Here is a 16,349-nt window from a genome sequence, read left to right on the forward strand (position 1 = left end):
GTTGCTTTCAAGTTGCTGTTGCACCGTTCCAGAAGAACCCTGGAACGTTGTGCTCGGTTCAGGCCGCTGGCGCAGCCCGGTTGGCCAAGGTGTCGGCGTACTTGGCGATGCTCTGGTCGATCTTGTCGATGGCCACGCTGGCGGCTTCGGCTTCCATGGCACCCGCGGCGGCGGCCACGGCGGCAGCGGCGCCCACCAGCAAGTCGGTGGCCAAGGCGCCCAAGGCGTCTTCGGCAGCGGCCGGCAGGTTGTCCTTGACGATGTTCTCGGTCATTTGCTGGAGCAGCACGGCCTGGGCCGCCAGGGCGATCTTGCTGACCCCGTCGAAATACCCCGCCGCCGCCTGCGCCACCAGGCCGGCCGCCTGGCTGATCATCATGTCGGCCGGCACCGCAATCTGCGCCGGCGCATAGGCAAAGTTCTGCGAGTTGGTGAACTGCACCGCCTGCACGATCTGGCTGTTGAGGGCCGCGGTGCTGTCGGGCGACGGCGTGCTCGCCTGGTTGAGCAGGTGCTCGTTCATGCGCGCCATGATAGAGCGCGAGGCCGGTGCGGCGGGCGCCGGCGCAGGGGGGTCGGCGGCGGGCGTTGCTTGCGGGGCGGCGGGTTTCTTTCTACTGAACCACGACATAATCGATCTCCCGAGGGCTTAGCCCTTCTCGCCAATCTGCATGATCAGCGCCACGGCCTTGGAGATCACCGCATTCGAAATCTGGTTCATCGCCTGTTGGCTGTTGACCGCGTTCTGCAACGACAGGCCCGCCGCACTGCTCGCCACCTGATACAGCGACGCGATGGCCTGGGCCGGCGCTTCTGCCACCACTTTGACGTTGGTTTGGGTGACCGCGTCGGTGATCTGGCTGTTGACCTCTGTCATACATCTCTCCTTGATGGCATTCACCCAGGGTTGGGCGTGGGTAGTGGCGGCAGGACGCGCTCATACAACTAGAACGCCCCGCGCCGGCGTGTGTGAATCAAATTCAGCGCAAGGCGTTGCGCAGCAGTTGCACACGCTTGCGCACAAGTGGCAGCGTGACCTGCAACGCGGCAGCGATCTGCGGATACGGCAGGTCATCCACAAAGCGCATCTCAAACAAGCGCTGCTGCAACACCGGCAACCGCGCCACCTGCGCCTCGATCAGCTCCAGGCGCTCGTAACACTCCACCCGGTCCAGCACCGAAGCGCAGGGCGCGGCGAGTGCGGCCAGGTGATCGTGCTCGAGGTCCACCGAATCATCGAGCAGCCGCTCCTCGCGCTTGCTGCGTCGCAAGCTGTCGAGAAACACATGGTCGAGTACCAGAAACAGAAACCCCTGAGGGTCGCGAATGCGCTCCGGCGAGCGCCGAAAGAACAGCAGGGCCTTGATCGCCGTGGCCGACAACCATTCCTGGCCCTGATCCAGATTGCCCTTGGCCCGCCGCAACGCGCGCCGCTTGAGTTCGCCCTGCACGGCGCGCCAACTCGCTTCGAACAAACGGTCATCGGCGGCCCATTGATCCTTGAACTGAACAGTCATCCCCATCGCCAGCACTCCTGTGCATCCTTGATGAAGGGCCAGTCTGCAAGCGCGGGACAGGGGTGCGCTGTTACCTGAGGAACACTGCAACGACTAATTCAAGGCAAAGGCCTTGCGCCGCAAATGCTCGAGATCGTTGATCACCATGCGCTCCAGATTGCCGCTGATCAGCCCACTGCGGCGCCACAATTGCAGCTGCACATTGAGCTTGGGACGGCTGGTGTTAAGCATCGACGCCAACACCCCCTGGCTGGCGGGCAAAGAGACACTCGGCATGGCCAGCGCCAGGTCGATATCGCCCAGGTTGGCCAACAGAAACCGCGCCAACCGCGACTCCAACCGATGCAGGCACACCAACTCCAGCAACTCGATGGCCTGCAGCAAGCGCAGCATCATCAGCATCAACAAGCGCCGCAAAAACACCGGCTCCTCAAACAGCACACCAAAATGCCGGCTACCCAGTTGCAACAGCCGCGTGGGGCCACTGGCAAAGGTGGAAGACTCGCGCCCATGATCCTTGATCAACGCCGTCTCCCCCACCACCTGCCCGGCCCCGGTACTGCCGATAATCTGCTCCCGGCCGTCCGGCCCATGCACCACCGAATAAATCCGGCCCTCAACCACCAAAGCAATAAATTCGAGGCTGTCGTCCTTGAAATACAGCAGTTCACGATCATCCAGCAGGCGCTCCACCATATGGGTGGCAACGTAGCGCAAGAGGTGCTCCGGCATACCTCGAAACAAATCGGAGCGGGCCAACAGGGTTTGTCTCAACGGGAGATCGAGCATCACGGTTCCTTTGGAATGCATGCGTTCACCTGGGGAATTGCGGCTTGGAAGCGGCTTAAAGCCACAAGAGCAAAGCAAACAAAGGGACGTGCGGCGCGGGGAGTTGTGAATGAGAGTGGCGATTAGCCATTTTTGGTGGGAAACGGCCGACAGTTACCGGCTAAAACGCTGGAATGGACGCATCAGGGCGACATGGGTATGATGTCGCCCGCACAAGCATCCGTAGCTCAGCTGGATAGAGTACTGCCCTCCGAAGGCAGGGGTCGTGGGTTCGAATCCCGCCGGGTGCACCAGATACAGATGAAAAAGCCCCAGGTTGAAAGACCTGGGGCTTTTTTGTGGGCGATTTTTTAAGGCTATGGTTTTAGTTATCCGGGGGTTTGGGATGGTTGCGTCTGGGTGGGGGTCTTGGGCCTCAGAGCGACGGGGGCTCTAGTGGCAGCCAGAAATCCGGTGTGAGGGGTGGTAGTCAGGCAATGAGTTGGGTTCTGGTGTGAATATAAATGAATCTGTGCCCATTTTTTCCTGACCAGATCGGGCGGTATCCACTCTGGTATCAACCGTAGAAGGTCGGTGTGCCCCGTCGAGCTAATGCTCAACGCGAAAGTCGAAGACGCTCAAGCTATTTTTTCTTGCTGAAGCGGACTTCAACGGCCTTTTAAAAAGACCGTTTAGCCGCATTTACTGAATTACCTTCCCCGTCTACGAGAATACTCGGTGAGTCGCTGATACTGGGCTTCATGAGTCAGCAAAGGGCTTGTCTGCGCTATCGCATTGAGACACTGCTGCAGCTCACGTGGAGCCCACGGCTGATCATCAATTATTGCGTTTAGAAGTCGCAAGGCATCCATAGGAAAGCGATTGCATAATCCTGACTCATATAATTGATGCACTACGTAGTGCGGATGTTCTATCGGGAGCAACCAATCCTGTACAGCCAAAAACACACTCGAAAACTCAGGGCCCGCAGCAATACTTAATCTAACCAAAGACTCGGCTATACCACTGGTTGCGAGCGCTCGGTTTTTCGGCCAGATATGCTGCCAGAATGGCTGAACTCGATTCCTCCAGTAATCCTCGCGTTGATCAGCAGCACCTTCAAGCGCCTGCGAGAGTGCTTGGGCCGATTCGTGAAGCCCTTCTTGAGGTAAAGCACCGAAAGCGGCCCGAAACTCCTCCACCGTGTAGCCATCAATCTGCTCTAAGGCAGCGTAAGTCAAAAATGCAGCAAACTGTTGGGTGTGCTCACCCAAGTCAACATAATGATCTGCCGTTTCAAGAAAATATGGTTTGAATGCGACTAGTAGTGGACGATAAAGCCGAGGTGACCACAGGAAACCCTCCCATACGGCCTTGGCTTCTATTGGATTTGTAGCCCAGCTAAACAAGGGCAATAGGTACTGCTCAGTCCACGGGCGATCCACACGGAAGAGAGCAATTAAAGAGGCAGCTAACAACACGCGACCGTGACGGAATCGGTCGACCCTTACATCGCATAGCTGAGCGAAGATAGGCTCGATATCACTCGGAAGAAAATCACCATCATTCGGCCCACGCTTGAACCAGAAATTTATTATCGCCTGTGTGACGTGCCCTACGGGATGATTGATCGCTTCCGTAACGGGTTGGTTGAGTGGTGCGCCATTCTGCATCATGCCCGAGTCGGCCTCCAACGGCAGTGCCAATAACCGGCTGCATAACTCCAGAAAAATTAACTCATGTCGGCCAATAGCTTTGGAAATTTCTTGCAGCCAGCGGCCCAGGGCATGGGGAAGCTCCAAGAGAATCTCATCCGGCATTCCATGTACGATGGGTGCCGCATATCTCCACGACTGCTGCGCCCTTCGCTGTTCGCTCCAGACATATAGCGCCTCCTTCCAGCGTTCTGCAGGCCAAACTGCCGCTTCTGCTAAGTCACTCAGCGCGTAAAGGCTATTCAGCAAGTGTTTTCGACAGACTTCGCGCCAAGTATCTTCATGGCGGAAATGGTGTTCCGGAGCAGATTGCTGAAGCCAACGCACCAGGTCTACCCGCTTACGCGGTGCAACTTCTAATTCTCGATGCTCGTCAAAGTCAGGATCTCCTGTTCCGCTCATCCAATGGGAGAACTCATCGCGCTCGTTTGTAGCCAATTCCCACTGAGGGTGGGCTATTGAAATCTCATCCAAACGTCCTGACGCCATGGGCCCCAACACCAGTCCGGAAAGCTTTAACTTGGAAAGATGGAGCCATACAGAGCGCTCGACCAAATGTTTCCATCTATCAGGGGTGAGGTCCTCTTTATACATTTCACGAGGAGGTCCCACCATAATTGCCTCCTCCAACCGGCCTTGTGCGGGATGCGTCAATAACTGGCCTTGCAACACAAGAAGACGCAAAACCTCCCGCTGGGTTTCAGGTGCCCACAACCACCATGCTTCGTTGGCCAACAGCCACTCTGTCCATTGCTCTGGAGCAATACAGCCACCCTGGCCGCCAGCGTAAAAAGCCAATCGTTTGAATGTGGGATAGGGAATTTCGAACCATCCCTGGGCAATACGCAGCGCGCGAAGGGCATCAGTTTTGCGCACTGCCAACCAAGAATCTCGCACAAGCTCGATTAAGGAAACCCACTCACGAAAGCCGCGGTTCTGACGATGCGGAATAATCGAGGGTAGGTCCCAATAAGAACGATCGCTGCGATCATCCGCCTCACCCAATTCACACAGTAGATCTAATGCATCACGCAGTAGTTGCTGAAAATCCTCTAACAACAACGGCAGCGCGGACGCCCAGTCATCACCCGAGAAGTCTTGAAATGTGGATTGAGCGTGATCCGTTGCCAGCACTATTTCCCAATCTACGATCTGTCGGAGGCGAGTGGGCTCGACGTTTACACTTGGCTCTTCATACCATCGAAATGGCTTCTTCAATGTAACCTTAGGCGCAAGTAGTTCTCGCAACTCCAAGCGCAGCGTTGCAGTCAGCCCGTCCCATTTCAAGCGATCTTTCCAACGATAAATGTCTAGCTCGCGCCAAGGCGACTTGACCCTTCCAGTGAGTAACAGACGCCAAAGCGTTCGCATTAAAGAATCTGGGATTCCGTTGGGCTCATGCTTGCGAATCTCGTCCAGCTCTGCCGATTTACCCTCACGCTCCAACCGAGCAAACTCATTTAGGCGATCTTCGATCAGAAACTGCAGACGCTCATGTAATTGCCCGCCTCGCTGGGCGATCCAAATAACGAGTTGGGGATCATTTAGGTGCCGCACTAACCAACGGGCAATATAAAACATCACCTCATCCCATTGAGACCCAGAAGGACCTCCAGAAACCAGCATCTGAGCTGGCGCAAGGGGGTATGGGGCTGGGCGGCGAACAAAACTGAAGCGCAGCTTTGCATCAACCTCGACACGCGGAGGAACGCCAAAACGGGACAGATCACCGTGTTGATATCGCTCCAAGGAAAAAGCATCGAGCAACCAATCAAGTGACGGAACTGGATTAAACATTGCAAACTGTCGAGCTGGCAGTCCGGACTTGTCGGACAAAGCCCATAGCATTCGACCAACAAAATCATCTTGGCGTGTGCTCGCAGATGGTCGAGCTAGGGCATGGTTTATGACTATCCGCTCTTTACCCGTAACACCATCACGGTAAGTTTCCGCCCAGGCCTGTAAGGTTTTATGCAGGGCCCAATGATCATGGCTATCGGCAATCACGTCGTAAAGGATCGGGGTAACGCCCTTAGCCTCCCACTCTACTTTCTTGAGATGTTCTTGCCCGGGCACGCAGTCTCCTAATGCCCAGGCCTGTGGCGTAATCTCCCCCAGCATTCGATCTGCAGCCAATGCATCCATCATGTAGCGCAAGACGGGATCATTGATGCTATATCCCACAAAGCAAACCACATAGTTTCGGAACAACTCGCTCACGAAGCGCGCAGCCCAACGCTCCGTGAGATATGCCAAACCAAAGTCACCGCTCGTCATCACTAAGCGATTTAAGGCCGTTTCATCTGCGTTTTTTGGTAGTAGGCCATGCAGATAAACGAGACCATTCCAGCGACTTTTTTTAGGAATAGGCAGCATCGGAGCAGAGTATGCTTGGAACCTCTGATGCGAGCGCTTTGCTGCGGTATCGAAAACGCGATCAAAGTTAGTTGTGACCAGTCGCAAAGCTCCTTCGCGGCTCCGAGCCAACGTAAGCAAAGCTTCATGTGTCTCTGTCGCGCCTTTGCGACGAAGCTTAGGCTTAAGCACATTTGCTAGAGCTAGTCTTACCGCGAGGCGCTGTCCAGGCAGTCGTCGCTCCAGCAGATCTAGCGTTGCATCAAACTGACCTTGTCTGAATACCTCTTTCTCAATGTCTGTAAGCGCCGTGCCGGTCAGTTTATAAATTTGCTCTACCAATCCCTTGAAGCCTGGCAGCCCCGCAGGATAAGAAATCCCAGCACCACAGAAAAAGACAACCCGACCTTCTTCATGAGCCTGCAATAGCTCCTCTGGGATGTCAGGACCATTAGTGACAAATTGCATTCCCTTGTCCTTTTCAGTTTGCTTGATAGCACGACGCCATCTTGGCAAGGGTTTATTTAGCACAAAGTCTTGTCTTCGCCTATTGAACCTATGATTGCTAGAAAATCCGGGAATCTCCTGCACCACTGGACCAGCGTGATGCTCGTGCAACACCGTAAACAGCCCAGCAACGACGAAGGCTCGTCGCTTGGGTACGCGTACGGTTGCTACGCGTTCGGGTACGTACCAGTAGCAGGTTCGCGCGGAGGTTCGCACTTTTGGTTCGCACCCTCTTACGCGAACCTGGTGCGAACCAGGCGGCCAGCCTGTTATCAAAAGTTATGGTTGCCAGGCGCTGGTTTCCACTATGGTTTCCAAGGTTTTGTAGTGGTTTCCACTGAAAGTCGACTTATAAAAAGGACAAAGTCTACAATCAGGACGTGCCACAAGGTGATCAAAGACCAACCTATCTCATTACGAATTTCGTTTACCTCGGACCTCGTATTGGTCACAGTCGCAAGCTGTATGCTGCCCATAGGATCGAAGGAGTGAAGTCTATGCACCCACGGCTCAAAGCACCTAGCACCCACCTACCTGAAAAATTCCATGCTGCATTTGAGCTATGTTTTGCAGCACATGACGTCCTCGCTCAATTACTTGTATCTGGTATGGAGGCTGGGCTGTTCGTAAAAAATATTAAATTTCAAAATCACGAAGATAAAGCTTCCTTTGAGGAGGCAGATGACATCTTTGAATGGTTCAAAAGTAGCGGCCGATTGGAGGATAAGGTAGATGTACTAGTAAGCTTGATTTTCCCTGCTGTTTTATCCGATATGTTGCACTGTATTTTTGAGGCGTTAGAGACCTCCCGCAAAGGCAAGCTTGCGATTTCCTACATGCTGCTTAGGAAGCCATTGCAAGAAAGCCTTTATCTACTCGAATCGGTAATTGCAAATAAAGAAGATTTTGCCGAGAAGCTTTCTATAGATCCGCTGAAATTACGCCCGCAAAATGCTGGTGGCGTACCGGGGCATACCAAGCGCATTCAAAAGGTGCTAGAGATAATCGGCGAGCAGGATAAATTCGATGCCGAATATTTAGCAAAGCTTCGGTATGACAAATTGGAGCAAGATAGCTTTGACGGAATATGCAATAAGGCCATGCACTTATTCACAGAACATCATGCATTAAGAACAGAGCCACATAACGTGAACTTTATATTTTCAGGGGAAGAAGAAATAGAAGGGCAGTGGTCATTCCTTTACAGCAGACTCCCCTACGTCCTCTTATACGTGGCCTCACTGAGTGATTATATTTCCTTGCGGTATGCTGAAACACTGCCTTTATACATTGATGACATCAAGCGTAGGCTTACTGCCCTGTCGTTGATCAGCACATCTTCCACTGACGCTGAGTACATAACAGAGCAATGGAAAACTCTGATAGCCACGAACTATCACTGGCTGCTCGGACATTGTGACGAGAATGGATATCGAGCACCACAGCCTAACGATCTAATCAAGATGGGATCTACAGGAGCATTCCCAGGAGAGACGAACAAAAGCGTCAAGGCTAGAGCCCGAATCTACGATAAAGTTTCGGACGTAAACAAAACCCGCTCTTAGTAAGTCCGCTCCCATCAGCGAAGCTGAATCCTGACTCATATCTAAAATGAAAAACGCATATGGCACAACGCGCCCAGTGGGGGGTAAGAAGTTCTGTACTCGCCCTCGCCTACGAAGTATCCGTGCTACTGATCCCCCTGAAGGCCCCCAGGCGGATACCCCCCTTATGCCCCGCATACTTTAACCCGGCCTTTACCGAATCGCTGGCGAATGTGAGACAGGCATAAGACGGATTCGGCGAGCGTGGCCGTCTGAGGCTTACCCCGTGCGGAGGCCGTCAAAGGTAAGGGTTTTTCCGTCTCATACCCCTGACAGACCCCTGACGGATTCTGGACAGGCTCTGGACAAATGTGGAGGCCGCGGATCATCCAAGTCCGCCCAGGAACCAACGCGTGCGCCGGCTGGCGGCAGATCTGGTAGGCGACCGGATAGCTACCTCGTCCAGAATCGGGGAGAGCCGCGACGGTCATTTGCTTGACCAGTGGCCCAGGATCGAACCAGGTAAACGCCTCCAGAATCCTTGACCAGCCTTGACGAAATTCTTGACAGGTCTTGACGGACTTATCTGGTGCCACCAGCAGTTGGATCGCTGAAAGCCACGCAGGACAAAGCTTTGCGGGCATTCGCACAGATTGGCCAGCCTTAGCCTCGTCAAGAATTCTAGAGGTACCCGTCAAGGTAATTGCTCGATCAATATCAAGGCCCTGCAGGCGGGATGGGGTGGTGAAATACCGGGCCAGGCAAACCCTTAGGGCCCCAGGCAATACTAGACAGGCACTAGACGAACTCCCGACGACAGAACAAGAATCAATTGCCCGCAGCCCAAGCAATGCGCCGCTTCCAGCGTTATAAGGTGGCGTGCTGGTGCTTGATGCTCGTCAAGTATCTTCCTGGGCTTCCAGTGACCTGACAGCAGGTCGGAGCAGGTGGTGAACGAGTCGTTCACCCTAGAGCGGAAACCGGTCGGCTTAGCTAATGCGATCTAGACCTGTCATTCATCACTACCTATGCTCGAAGCCTTCACCAAGGAGGCCCAAATGACAGAGCATACGCAAAAAACCAAGAACCCAGCCCGCCGGTTTCTATAGGGTTGATCGAAAAAGCATGGGAATGGAAATGGGCAGTTCGCCTTGCGTACTTAGTTATTTTTTTGGACATAGCTTTGTTGCTAAGGAAACTACCAGGCGTTCTAGAGATGTCCATTTCTCTTGAAAGAGTCTGGGCCAACTTCGGATACCTGCTCACAGCCGCTTGTTCATTTGGTCTTATTGTCTCATTCGGCATCCCAGCGCTTGCGATTGCACTGCGTCAAATATTATCGCTAATTGGATCGGCTATTCCTTACGGCCTTTTTGAAATTCGGGCGGAGCCCTACCAGCGGCCAAATGGATGTGTATCGCTCCACCAGCTCCATAAACACGCTTTGAGACAGAACAGCGAATTCTTAATGAAGCTGTATGAAAAACGGTCAGCGGAGATAGAAGAGGCCCGAGAGCAACGGGAGCAGATCGGGATGCTTTTTTTCGGCATGACCGTACTGTGCATACTCGATTGGAGTCTAGGCACGAATTACAGTACTGGGTCACTGGTCCAAGTATTTCTTTCTCATACCAACGATAACGTCGGTATTGCAGCAATGCTCGCCGTGTTAGCTCTTCTGCGCTGGGCGTGGTTTCCGGCATGGAAAACAAACTGGGTATATTACCCACCTCTCCACGATGAGTTGGTAGCCAAGGAGCGTGCCGAAAAGGACGCGCAGGAGAACCTGCGCCGAGAATGGAACAGTTGAGGCCTGAAACTGAAATTCACCCAAAATCACCACTACCCTGATCCGGGGTGGTGCTGCCGCGGGGGAATGGCAAGAACGCCTCTGAGTGGGGGAACGCCACGCGGCGCCAGCGCAATCGCCGCAAAAGTGTGACGACGGCTCCTCAAAAGTGAGGAGCGAGATAATCGGGCCACTTATGGACTGATCGCTCAAAGGCATGGTGGTGATGACCATTCCTTTGCACCGGCGGTGGGTTTATCAAGATGGCGTTACCGTTCGTCGGGGATGGAGCAACGAACCTCGACAGCTTTTTCAGCCAGCGTGAAACGGGCCGAAAACACCCCCCGGCAGGCAGCACCGTGTATCCCCTGGTGTATCCCTTGGAAAGCCGAAGAAGACCAAGCCCTTTGAAAACGGGAACATTATCTCCAGGTTCAAACGGCGCCGGGCACCAGATACACACAAAAAAGCCACAGGTCGAAAGACCTAGGACTTTTTTATAGGCAATTTTTTGCATGCCTCGCGTTTCAAGTATCCACAACCTCCAAATAATTGACCTGCGGTGTAAATAAATCTCTGCCCATTTCCCCCAGCGCCTTTCCAGGCAAACGATGCTCAAAATGTAGGAGCGGGCTTGCTCGCAAAGACGGGGTGTCAGCCAATACATGTATGACTGATACACCGCCTTCGCGAGCAAGCCCGCTCCCACATTTTTGGCCAAGTTGCTTTCAAGATTCCATTAAAAAGCCCACCACCGAGTAGTCGGTGGCGGGCTTTCTTTGAAGGCATTTATCGCTTCTGCAAGGCCTCCAACCGCGCCGGCAAGTCTTCCTCGGGGAAGCGCTCATGCAGCGTCAACAGCTTTTCATCCGCCGCTTTGGCTTGCCCCGCCATGCGCAGGTTCACAATCTCCTGCAGCCCTTCCTCCAACGAAGGCAACGCCAGCGGCGCGCGCTTACTGAGTTTTTCTGCCGGCTGATCGGCAAACGCACCGAGGGCTTCAGCCTGAACCAGCGCATGCTCAACTTTCGGCGCTGCTGCCATCCGCGCCATGGGCGCAGGCGCAGGTGCGGCATACATATGTGGGGCTGGCGCCGCGGAAAATGTCGCGGGGGATATCTCCGGTTGCGACATGGGCACGCGCATCACTACGCCGATCATCAGTGCTACACCGGCGACGGTGGCGAATGCCATTTGCCAGCGCGGTTGGCGGCAGGCTTGCAGCCAGCGTTGCCACAGGCTGGGTTGCGGCGCCGGGGCTTCGCGGCGGGCGGTGGCGAGGATGAAGGCGTCGAGGGACGCTGGCGGTTCGCCGGTGCTGTGTTGACGAAAATGCTGGATCAGCTCGTCGTCAGGTGTGTGTGGGGAGTGGTTCATACGAGTATCTCCTCGGCCAGCAGGCGGCGCAGTTTCTGCTGGGCGTAACGCAGGCGGCTTTTTACGGTTTCCAGCGGGGCGCCGGTGAGGGCGGCGATTTGCGGCACTTCGAGGTCGCCGTGCAGGCGTAGCAGGAAGACTTCGCGCTGGTCTTCGGGCAGGTCTTGCAAAGCGGCGTCGAGGCGCGCCTGGTCGCGGCTCAGGCTCAGTTGCTGCTCAGGGCCGGCGCTGTCGTCGGCCTGGGCGTGCAGTTGTTCGTCGTAGCTGTCGTGCAGCGGGTTGTGGATGCCGTGCTTGCGCCAGTGGTCGATCAGGCGGTTGCGGGCAATCTGGAACAGCCATGTACGAAAACTCGCCCGGCCCTGTGGCTGGGTGGTGCTGCGGATCAGGCTGAGCCAGGTTTCCTGGTACACCTCTTCGGCCAGTTCGGCCTTGTTGCTCAGTGACACCAAAAACCGGTAAAGGCCTTGGCGGTGCCGCGCGTACAACACTTCGAACGCGGCAGCGTCGCCGGTTCGGTAGCGGGCCAGCAGCGATTCGTCGCTGGGTGAGTCATCGGGAACGGCCATGTAGGTAGCGAACTCCTTTTTATGGATCGATGCACATTGACTGTGGGAGCTGGCTTGCCAGCTCCCACTGTTGGTTGTTGCCATGTTCGGGATCAGTGTTTGAGGCTCTGCGCCATTTCCACCAGTTGCACGAACTCGTTGCGCAACCCGAACGGGTCATCGCCGCGAGCCGAGCGGGCCAGTGCGGCGGTGTCTTTTAAGCTCATGCTGCCAGTGTAGCGGCCATCGCCCTTGAGCTGTTGGGCGAAGGCGGCCACCGCTGCCGCGAAGCGCAGGTCGGCGCTGGCTGGGGTGGTTTCGTTGCGGATGGGCCGTTCAATCAGTTGGCTGGCACCGCCCGCCGCCGGTTTGTAGCGTACGCGCAGCATGGCCAACTCAGCGGATGTGCTCTGAGCCACAGGTGCAGTGGCGTAACGCAACGGCTCCAACCAGCCCTTCTCGCCTTTGGGCACAATTTCGTACAGCGCGGTCACGGTGTGCCCGGCGCCAATTTCACCGGCGTCGACCTTGTCGTTGTTGAAATCCTCACGTTTGAGTGCACGGTTTTCATAACCCAACAAGCGGTATTCGCTGACCTGGGCGGGGTTGAATTCCACCTGCAACTTTACATCCCGCGCCACCACCGCCAGGGTCGAGCTGAGCTGGTCTACCAGCACTTTGCGGGCTTCGCGCAGGTTGTCGATGTAGGCGTAGTTGCCGTCGCCGGCGTCGGCAAGCTGCTCCATCAGGTGCTCGTTGTAGTTGTCCACACCGAAACCCAGGGTGGTCAAGGACACGCCGCTTTTGCGCTGGTCGACGGCCATCTGCTTGAGGCTGTCGAAGTCGCTGATGCCCACATTGAAGTCACCGTCGGTGGCCAGCAGGATGCGGTTGATGCCCTTCTCTATAAAGCCGGCACGGGCCATCTGGTAAGCCAGCTCGATGCCGGAGGCGCCTGCCGTTGAGCCGCCGGCGGTGAGTTGGTCGATGGCGTTGCGGATCCTGGTTTTGTCGCGCCCGCTGGTGGGTTCAAGCACCACACGCGACTCACCGGCGTAGACCACCAGCGACACACGGTCTTGATCACGCAACTGGTCCACCAGCAATTTCAGCGTGCTTTTCACCAGCGGCAAGCCTTCACGGCGGTCCATGGAGCCCGACACATCCACCAGAAACACCAGGTTGGCCGGCGCAAGGTCTGCCACCGCACGGTCGGACGCTTTGATGCCGATGCGCAGCAATCGCGTGTGCGGGTTCCACGGTGTGGCGGCGACTTCGGTGGTCACGCCAAAGGGCGAGCCATCAGTGGGCAGCGCGTAGCCATAGGGGAAATAATTGAGCATTTCCTCCAGTCGAACGGCGCCGTCAGGTGGCAGCCGCCCTTGGTTGAGGAAACGTCTCACGTTGGCGTAACTGCCGGTGTCGACGTCGGCGCTGAAGGTCGAGACCGGGGTTTGTGCAACGCTGTAGACCGGGTTGTCGGGCAGGTTCTGGTAGCGTTCGTGAGGCTCGGCCCGATAGGCCAAGGCCGCGGCGTCGCGCATGGCCATTGGCGCGGCCATCAGCACAGGCATCGCTGCCTGCTTGCTCAAGGCACCCTCAGCCTGAGGCTCGGCGGGCGCGGGAGGCTTGGCCACCTCTCTGGACGATGAAAGCCCACAGCCGGCCAGCGAAGCCAGTACGGCAACCGCAACGCTGCAGACAAGGGGACGCAGCACTAAACGAGCATGTGACATGGCGCAGAACCTCAACAGTAAATAATCCGTTCATAGGCTCAGACGCAAAACACTTCGGGTTCGGGTTAAATCCCGGAATTTACGCATACAACACGCTTACCCTACAGAGTACCAAGCCATCGGGCGTCAGCTGGAAGCATCGAGCCCTGTAGGTCACTCAACGATGCCGAGCCCGAAACAACTTACGATTACAGAGAAACTCCAGAATGCTCTTAACGAAAATACTCACACTGTAAGCAATTCTATATTTCCAAAAAAAACACGTTAAACACAAACGACATATCAGCTTTCAACAAGACGCGTAATGCTTGGGGAACCCGACTCTTTGACACGAAATTTAAAAACCGAATAAACATAAGAGCCGTTGCAAACCATGTCATACCGGCCTGTTGACACACACTAGAAATAAATACTCTATTGGAAATTAACTTATAGGGTGCGAAGGTATTTCCAGCACACGGACATGCACTTCCCTACACAAGGAATAGGCCAACAACAAGAACATGGATTACTCTTATGAGAATCGACTTGCGCCCGTCTGTTTTCCAGCAACCCAACTACAGCCAACATTTTCTGCGCCCGCTTATTCAGCCTTTTGCCCAACCCTATCTCAACCACCCGGTCTTCAGACCTTTCGTGCAGCCATTTCTCAAACACCCCTTCGTGCGTAAGTTCGTACAGCCCTTTACTCAGCCACCCACTCGGCGGCCATTTAATCCAACCACAACAACCAACCCGACGACATTCGACACCGCCACCAAACGCTACTGGGACGGCAAAGATCCAACTCTGCGCGCCAACGACCCCTACGCGGCTAACCTCAATGTGCGCTCTTTCGATGAGCGCCAGGCAACCAACAATCTCACTCGGGAAAACCTTAAGTGGCATGACAAAAATGCCGACGGCAAGGTCTCTGTTTCCTACTCGTTCAACAGCGCCGCCTGGCAATTCGATGGTCGCCAGAGAGAAATGGCACGACGTGCCATGCAGTCATGGAGCGATGTGTCCAATCTCTCCTTTGAAGAGAATGGGCCACGCACAGAGGGCAAAATGTCATTTGGCATATCGAACGCCGTCGGCACCGCCGTAGGCTATTACCCAAGCAACCATTACCAAGGAGGCAACACCCTGTATAACCCCACCAGGGTCACGCGCCACGACTTGATTCATGAAACGGGTCACGCCCTGGGGTTGTCGCATACCGGCAACTACGATGGCGGCTATGACGAGAACCGAAGGAGTCACGTACAGGATTCCCAGGCTCATAGCGTCATGAGCTATTTCGGGGCGGCACTCAGCGGCAAAAGCCATGGCGGCGCCCAACCAGCGTCAGCCATGATGGATGATATTTCCGCCATCCAGGCGCTCTATGGCGTCAACCGCCAGATCCGTCAGGACAACACCACCTACGGGTTCAACTCCAATAGCCAGCGCGACTACTACACCCTCAATTCCAACCGGGACACTGCCGTGTTCTGCATATGGGACGGCGGTGGCAACGATACCCTGGACGTTTCCGGCTACCGTTCCAACCAGACCATTAATCTCAAGGCCGGCTCGTACTCCGATGTCGGCGGGCTCAGGGGCAATGTTTCCATCGCTCGCGGTGTGGTCATGGAAAACGCCATCGGCGGCTCAGGCGATGACGCGCTGATCGGCAACGATGCCGATAACCGGCTCACCGGCGGCGCGGGTGGCGACCGGCTGCGCGGAGGCGGCGGCGCGGATACGTTTGACTACAACAGTGCCAGTGACTCCACGCCCGACAACCCCGATACAATTATGGATTTTGTCAGCGGCACCGACAAAATCAATGTAGCCGTGGCCATGAAAAACGCCAATGTCGCCGCCCTGGCCTTCGTCAGCGAGATGACAGGCAAGGCAGGTGAGACGGTGCTCACCTACGATGAACAAAGCGGCAAGGGCAACGTGGCGATTGACCTGACGGGCGACGGCAAAGCCGACTTGCTGATCCGCACCTATGGACGCGTCACAGCAGAAGACATTGTCGCCTCAAAAAACACCCCATCCCACCATCAACCGCCTGACGCCCCAACCACTCGATCCGCAATCACGCCACCCCGCCAATCCCATCGTTCAGTCACACACACTTACGAAAAGGCCAGTGATTCGAGCTATCACAACGCCGACTTAATCGAAGACTTTGTCAGCGGCAAAGACAAGATCAACCTCACCGACCTGGTAAAGAACACCGGCACACCGCTGCGGCTTGTCGATGCCTATACAGGCCGCATTGGCGATACCGTGGTTAAGCTCAACTCCCGCAGTGGCCGATATTTTGTGGGCGTGGACTTTACGGGTAATCGCCAGACCGACTTTCTGGTCAAAAGCACTCAACTAATAAAACCCGAGGACATTATGGGTTTGACTGCAAACTTCCAAAGCCAAGCCAGGGTATTTTCTCGCAGGTAGTCACCTCGAAGGTTTAACCCTATCAACCCCTGACACCATCGTGTTTTCCCATGAGCGTTA

Annotated in this window: 11 protein-coding genes and 1 tRNA gene; 4 read left to right on the forward strand and 8 right to left on the reverse strand. The window is 55.4% G+C overall.

Annotation, left to right across the window (positions count from 1 at the left end; translation table 11 throughout):
- Nucleotides 1–58: 58 nt before the first annotated feature.
- The 4 genes from AOA62_RS20555 to AOA62_RS20570 form a co-directional block, all read right to left on the reverse strand.
- Nucleotides 59–631, reverse strand: a complete 573-nt coding sequence (locus AOA62_RS20555) for a hypothetical protein (RefSeq protein WP_099549556.1) — start codon at nucleotides 629–631, stop codon at nucleotides 59–61.
- Between the two features lie 18 nt (nucleotides 632–649).
- Nucleotides 650–877 (reverse strand): RebB family R body protein, encoded by a 228-nt coding sequence (locus AOA62_RS20560; protein WP_003187543.1) that lies wholly within the window; start codon nucleotides 875–877, stop codon nucleotides 650–652.
- 103 nt (nucleotides 878–980) lie between these two features.
- Nucleotides 981–1,523: an RNA polymerase sigma factor gene (locus AOA62_RS20565; protein WP_176991669.1), complete on the reverse strand. Its 543-nt coding sequence runs from the start codon at nucleotides 1,521–1,523 to the stop codon at nucleotides 981–983.
- Between the two features lie 87 nt (nucleotides 1,524–1,610).
- Complete coding sequence (locus AOA62_RS20570; protein WP_099549558.1) at nucleotides 1,611–2,327, reverse strand: Crp/Fnr family transcriptional regulator; 717 nt, start codon at nucleotides 2,325–2,327, stop codon at nucleotides 1,611–1,613.
- A 195-nt stretch (nucleotides 2,328–2,522) separates the two neighbouring features.
- Between AOA62_RS20570 and AOA62_RS20575 the strand changes: the two genes are divergently transcribed.
- Nucleotides 2,523–2,599 (forward strand) — tRNA-Arg (locus tag AOA62_RS20575).
- A gap of 396 nt (nucleotides 2,600–2,995) precedes the next feature.
- On the opposite strand, the gene dsr1 is transcribed toward AOA62_RS20575, so the two are convergent.
- Entirely contained in the window at nucleotides 2,996–6,823 is a 3,828-nt protein-coding gene (gene dsr1 / locus AOA62_RS20580) for an anti-phage defense-associated sirtuin Dsr1 (protein ID WP_099549559.1), read from the reverse strand.
- Between the two features lie 536 nt (nucleotides 6,824–7,359).
- On the opposite strand from dsr1, the gene AOA62_RS20585 reads away from it, so the two are divergent.
- Together AOA62_RS20585 and AOA62_RS20590 are read left to right on the forward strand one after the other, a co-directional pair.
- Nucleotides 7,360–8,427, forward strand: coding sequence for a hypothetical protein (locus AOA62_RS20585; RefSeq protein ID WP_099549560.1), 1,068 nt, complete (start codon nucleotides 7,360–7,362; stop codon nucleotides 8,425–8,427).
- 1,195 nt (nucleotides 8,428–9,622) lie between these two features.
- Complete coding sequence (locus tag AOA62_RS20590) at nucleotides 9,623–10,216, forward strand: hypothetical protein (RefSeq protein WP_099549561.1); 594 nt, start codon at nucleotides 9,623–9,625, stop codon at nucleotides 10,214–10,216.
- A gap of 768 nt (nucleotides 10,217–10,984) precedes the next feature.
- Here the strand turns inward: AOA62_RS20590 and AOA62_RS20595 are convergent.
- The 3 genes from AOA62_RS20595 to AOA62_RS20605 form a co-directional block, all read right to left on the reverse strand.
- Nucleotides 10,985–11,572, reverse strand: a complete 588-nt coding sequence (locus AOA62_RS20595) for a hypothetical protein (protein ID WP_099549562.1) — start codon at nucleotides 11,570–11,572, stop codon at nucleotides 10,985–10,987.
- The gene (locus AOA62_RS20600) at nucleotides 11,569–12,141 is read right to left on the reverse strand and encodes an RNA polymerase sigma factor (RefSeq protein ID WP_017136679.1); all 573 of its coding nucleotides are present in this window, start codon (nucleotides 12,139–12,141) and stop codon (nucleotides 11,569–11,571) included. The genes AOA62_RS20595 and AOA62_RS20600 overlap by 4 nt, the downstream gene beginning before the upstream one ends.
- Before the next feature lie 92 nt (nucleotides 12,142–12,233).
- The gene (locus AOA62_RS20605) at nucleotides 12,234–13,856 is read right to left on the reverse strand and encodes a VWA domain-containing protein (RefSeq protein WP_099549563.1); all 1,623 of its coding nucleotides are present in this window, start codon (nucleotides 13,854–13,856) and stop codon (nucleotides 12,234–12,236) included.
- Between the two features lie 516 nt (nucleotides 13,857–14,372).
- On the opposite strand from AOA62_RS20605, the gene AOA62_RS20610 reads away from it, so the two are divergent.
- Entirely contained in the window at nucleotides 14,373–16,289 is a 1,917-nt protein-coding gene (locus AOA62_RS20610) for a M10 family metallopeptidase C-terminal domain-containing protein (RefSeq protein WP_256592447.1), read from the forward strand.
- Nucleotides 16,290–16,349: the final 60 nt, after the last annotated feature.

This window comes from Pseudomonas sp. 2995-3 (assembly GCF_002742565.1).
Classification (GTDB): domain Bacteria; phylum Pseudomonadota; class Gammaproteobacteria; order Pseudomonadales; family Pseudomonadaceae; genus Aquipseudomonas; species Aquipseudomonas edaphica.

Bases quoted from the DNA above. Each gene is read 5' to 3' on its own strand.
- AOA62_RS20555 (WP_099549556.1), bottom strand. From the start codon at position 631: ATGTCGTGGTTCAGTAGAAAGAAACCCGCCGCCCCGCAAGCAACGCCC.
- AOA62_RS20560 (WP_003187543.1), bottom strand. From the start codon at position 877: ATGACAGAGGTCAACAGCCAGATCACCGACGCGGTCACCCAAACCAAC.
- AOA62_RS20565 (WP_176991669.1), bottom strand. From the start codon at position 1,523: ATGGGGATGACTGTTCAGTTCAAGGATCAATGGGCCGCCGATGACCGT.
- AOA62_RS20570 (WP_099549558.1), bottom strand. From the start codon at position 2,327: ATGCATTCCAAAGGAACCGTGATGCTCGATCTCCCGTTGAGACAAACC.
- dsr1 (WP_099549559.1), bottom strand. From the start codon at position 6,823: ATGCAATTTGTCACTAATGGTCCTGACATCCCAGAGGAGCTATTGCAG.
- AOA62_RS20585 (WP_099549560.1), top strand. From the start codon at position 7,360: ATGCACCCACGGCTCAAAGCACCTAGCACCCACCTACCTGAAAAATTC.
- AOA62_RS20590 (WP_099549561.1), top strand. From the start codon at position 9,623: ATGTCCATTTCTCTTGAAAGAGTCTGGGCCAACTTCGGATACCTGCTC.
- AOA62_RS20595 (WP_099549562.1), bottom strand. From the start codon at position 11,572: ATGAACCACTCCCCACACACACCTGACGACGAGCTGATCCAGCATTTT.
- AOA62_RS20600 (WP_017136679.1), bottom strand. From the start codon at position 12,141: ATGGCCGTTCCCGATGACTCACCCAGCGACGAATCGCTGCTGGCCCGC.
- AOA62_RS20605 (WP_099549563.1), bottom strand. From the start codon at position 13,856: ATGTCACATGCTCGTTTAGTGCTGCGTCCCCTTGTCTGCAGCGTTGCG.
- AOA62_RS20610 (WP_256592447.1), top strand. From the start codon at position 14,373: ATGAGAATCGACTTGCGCCCGTCTGTTTTCCAGCAACCCAACTACAGC.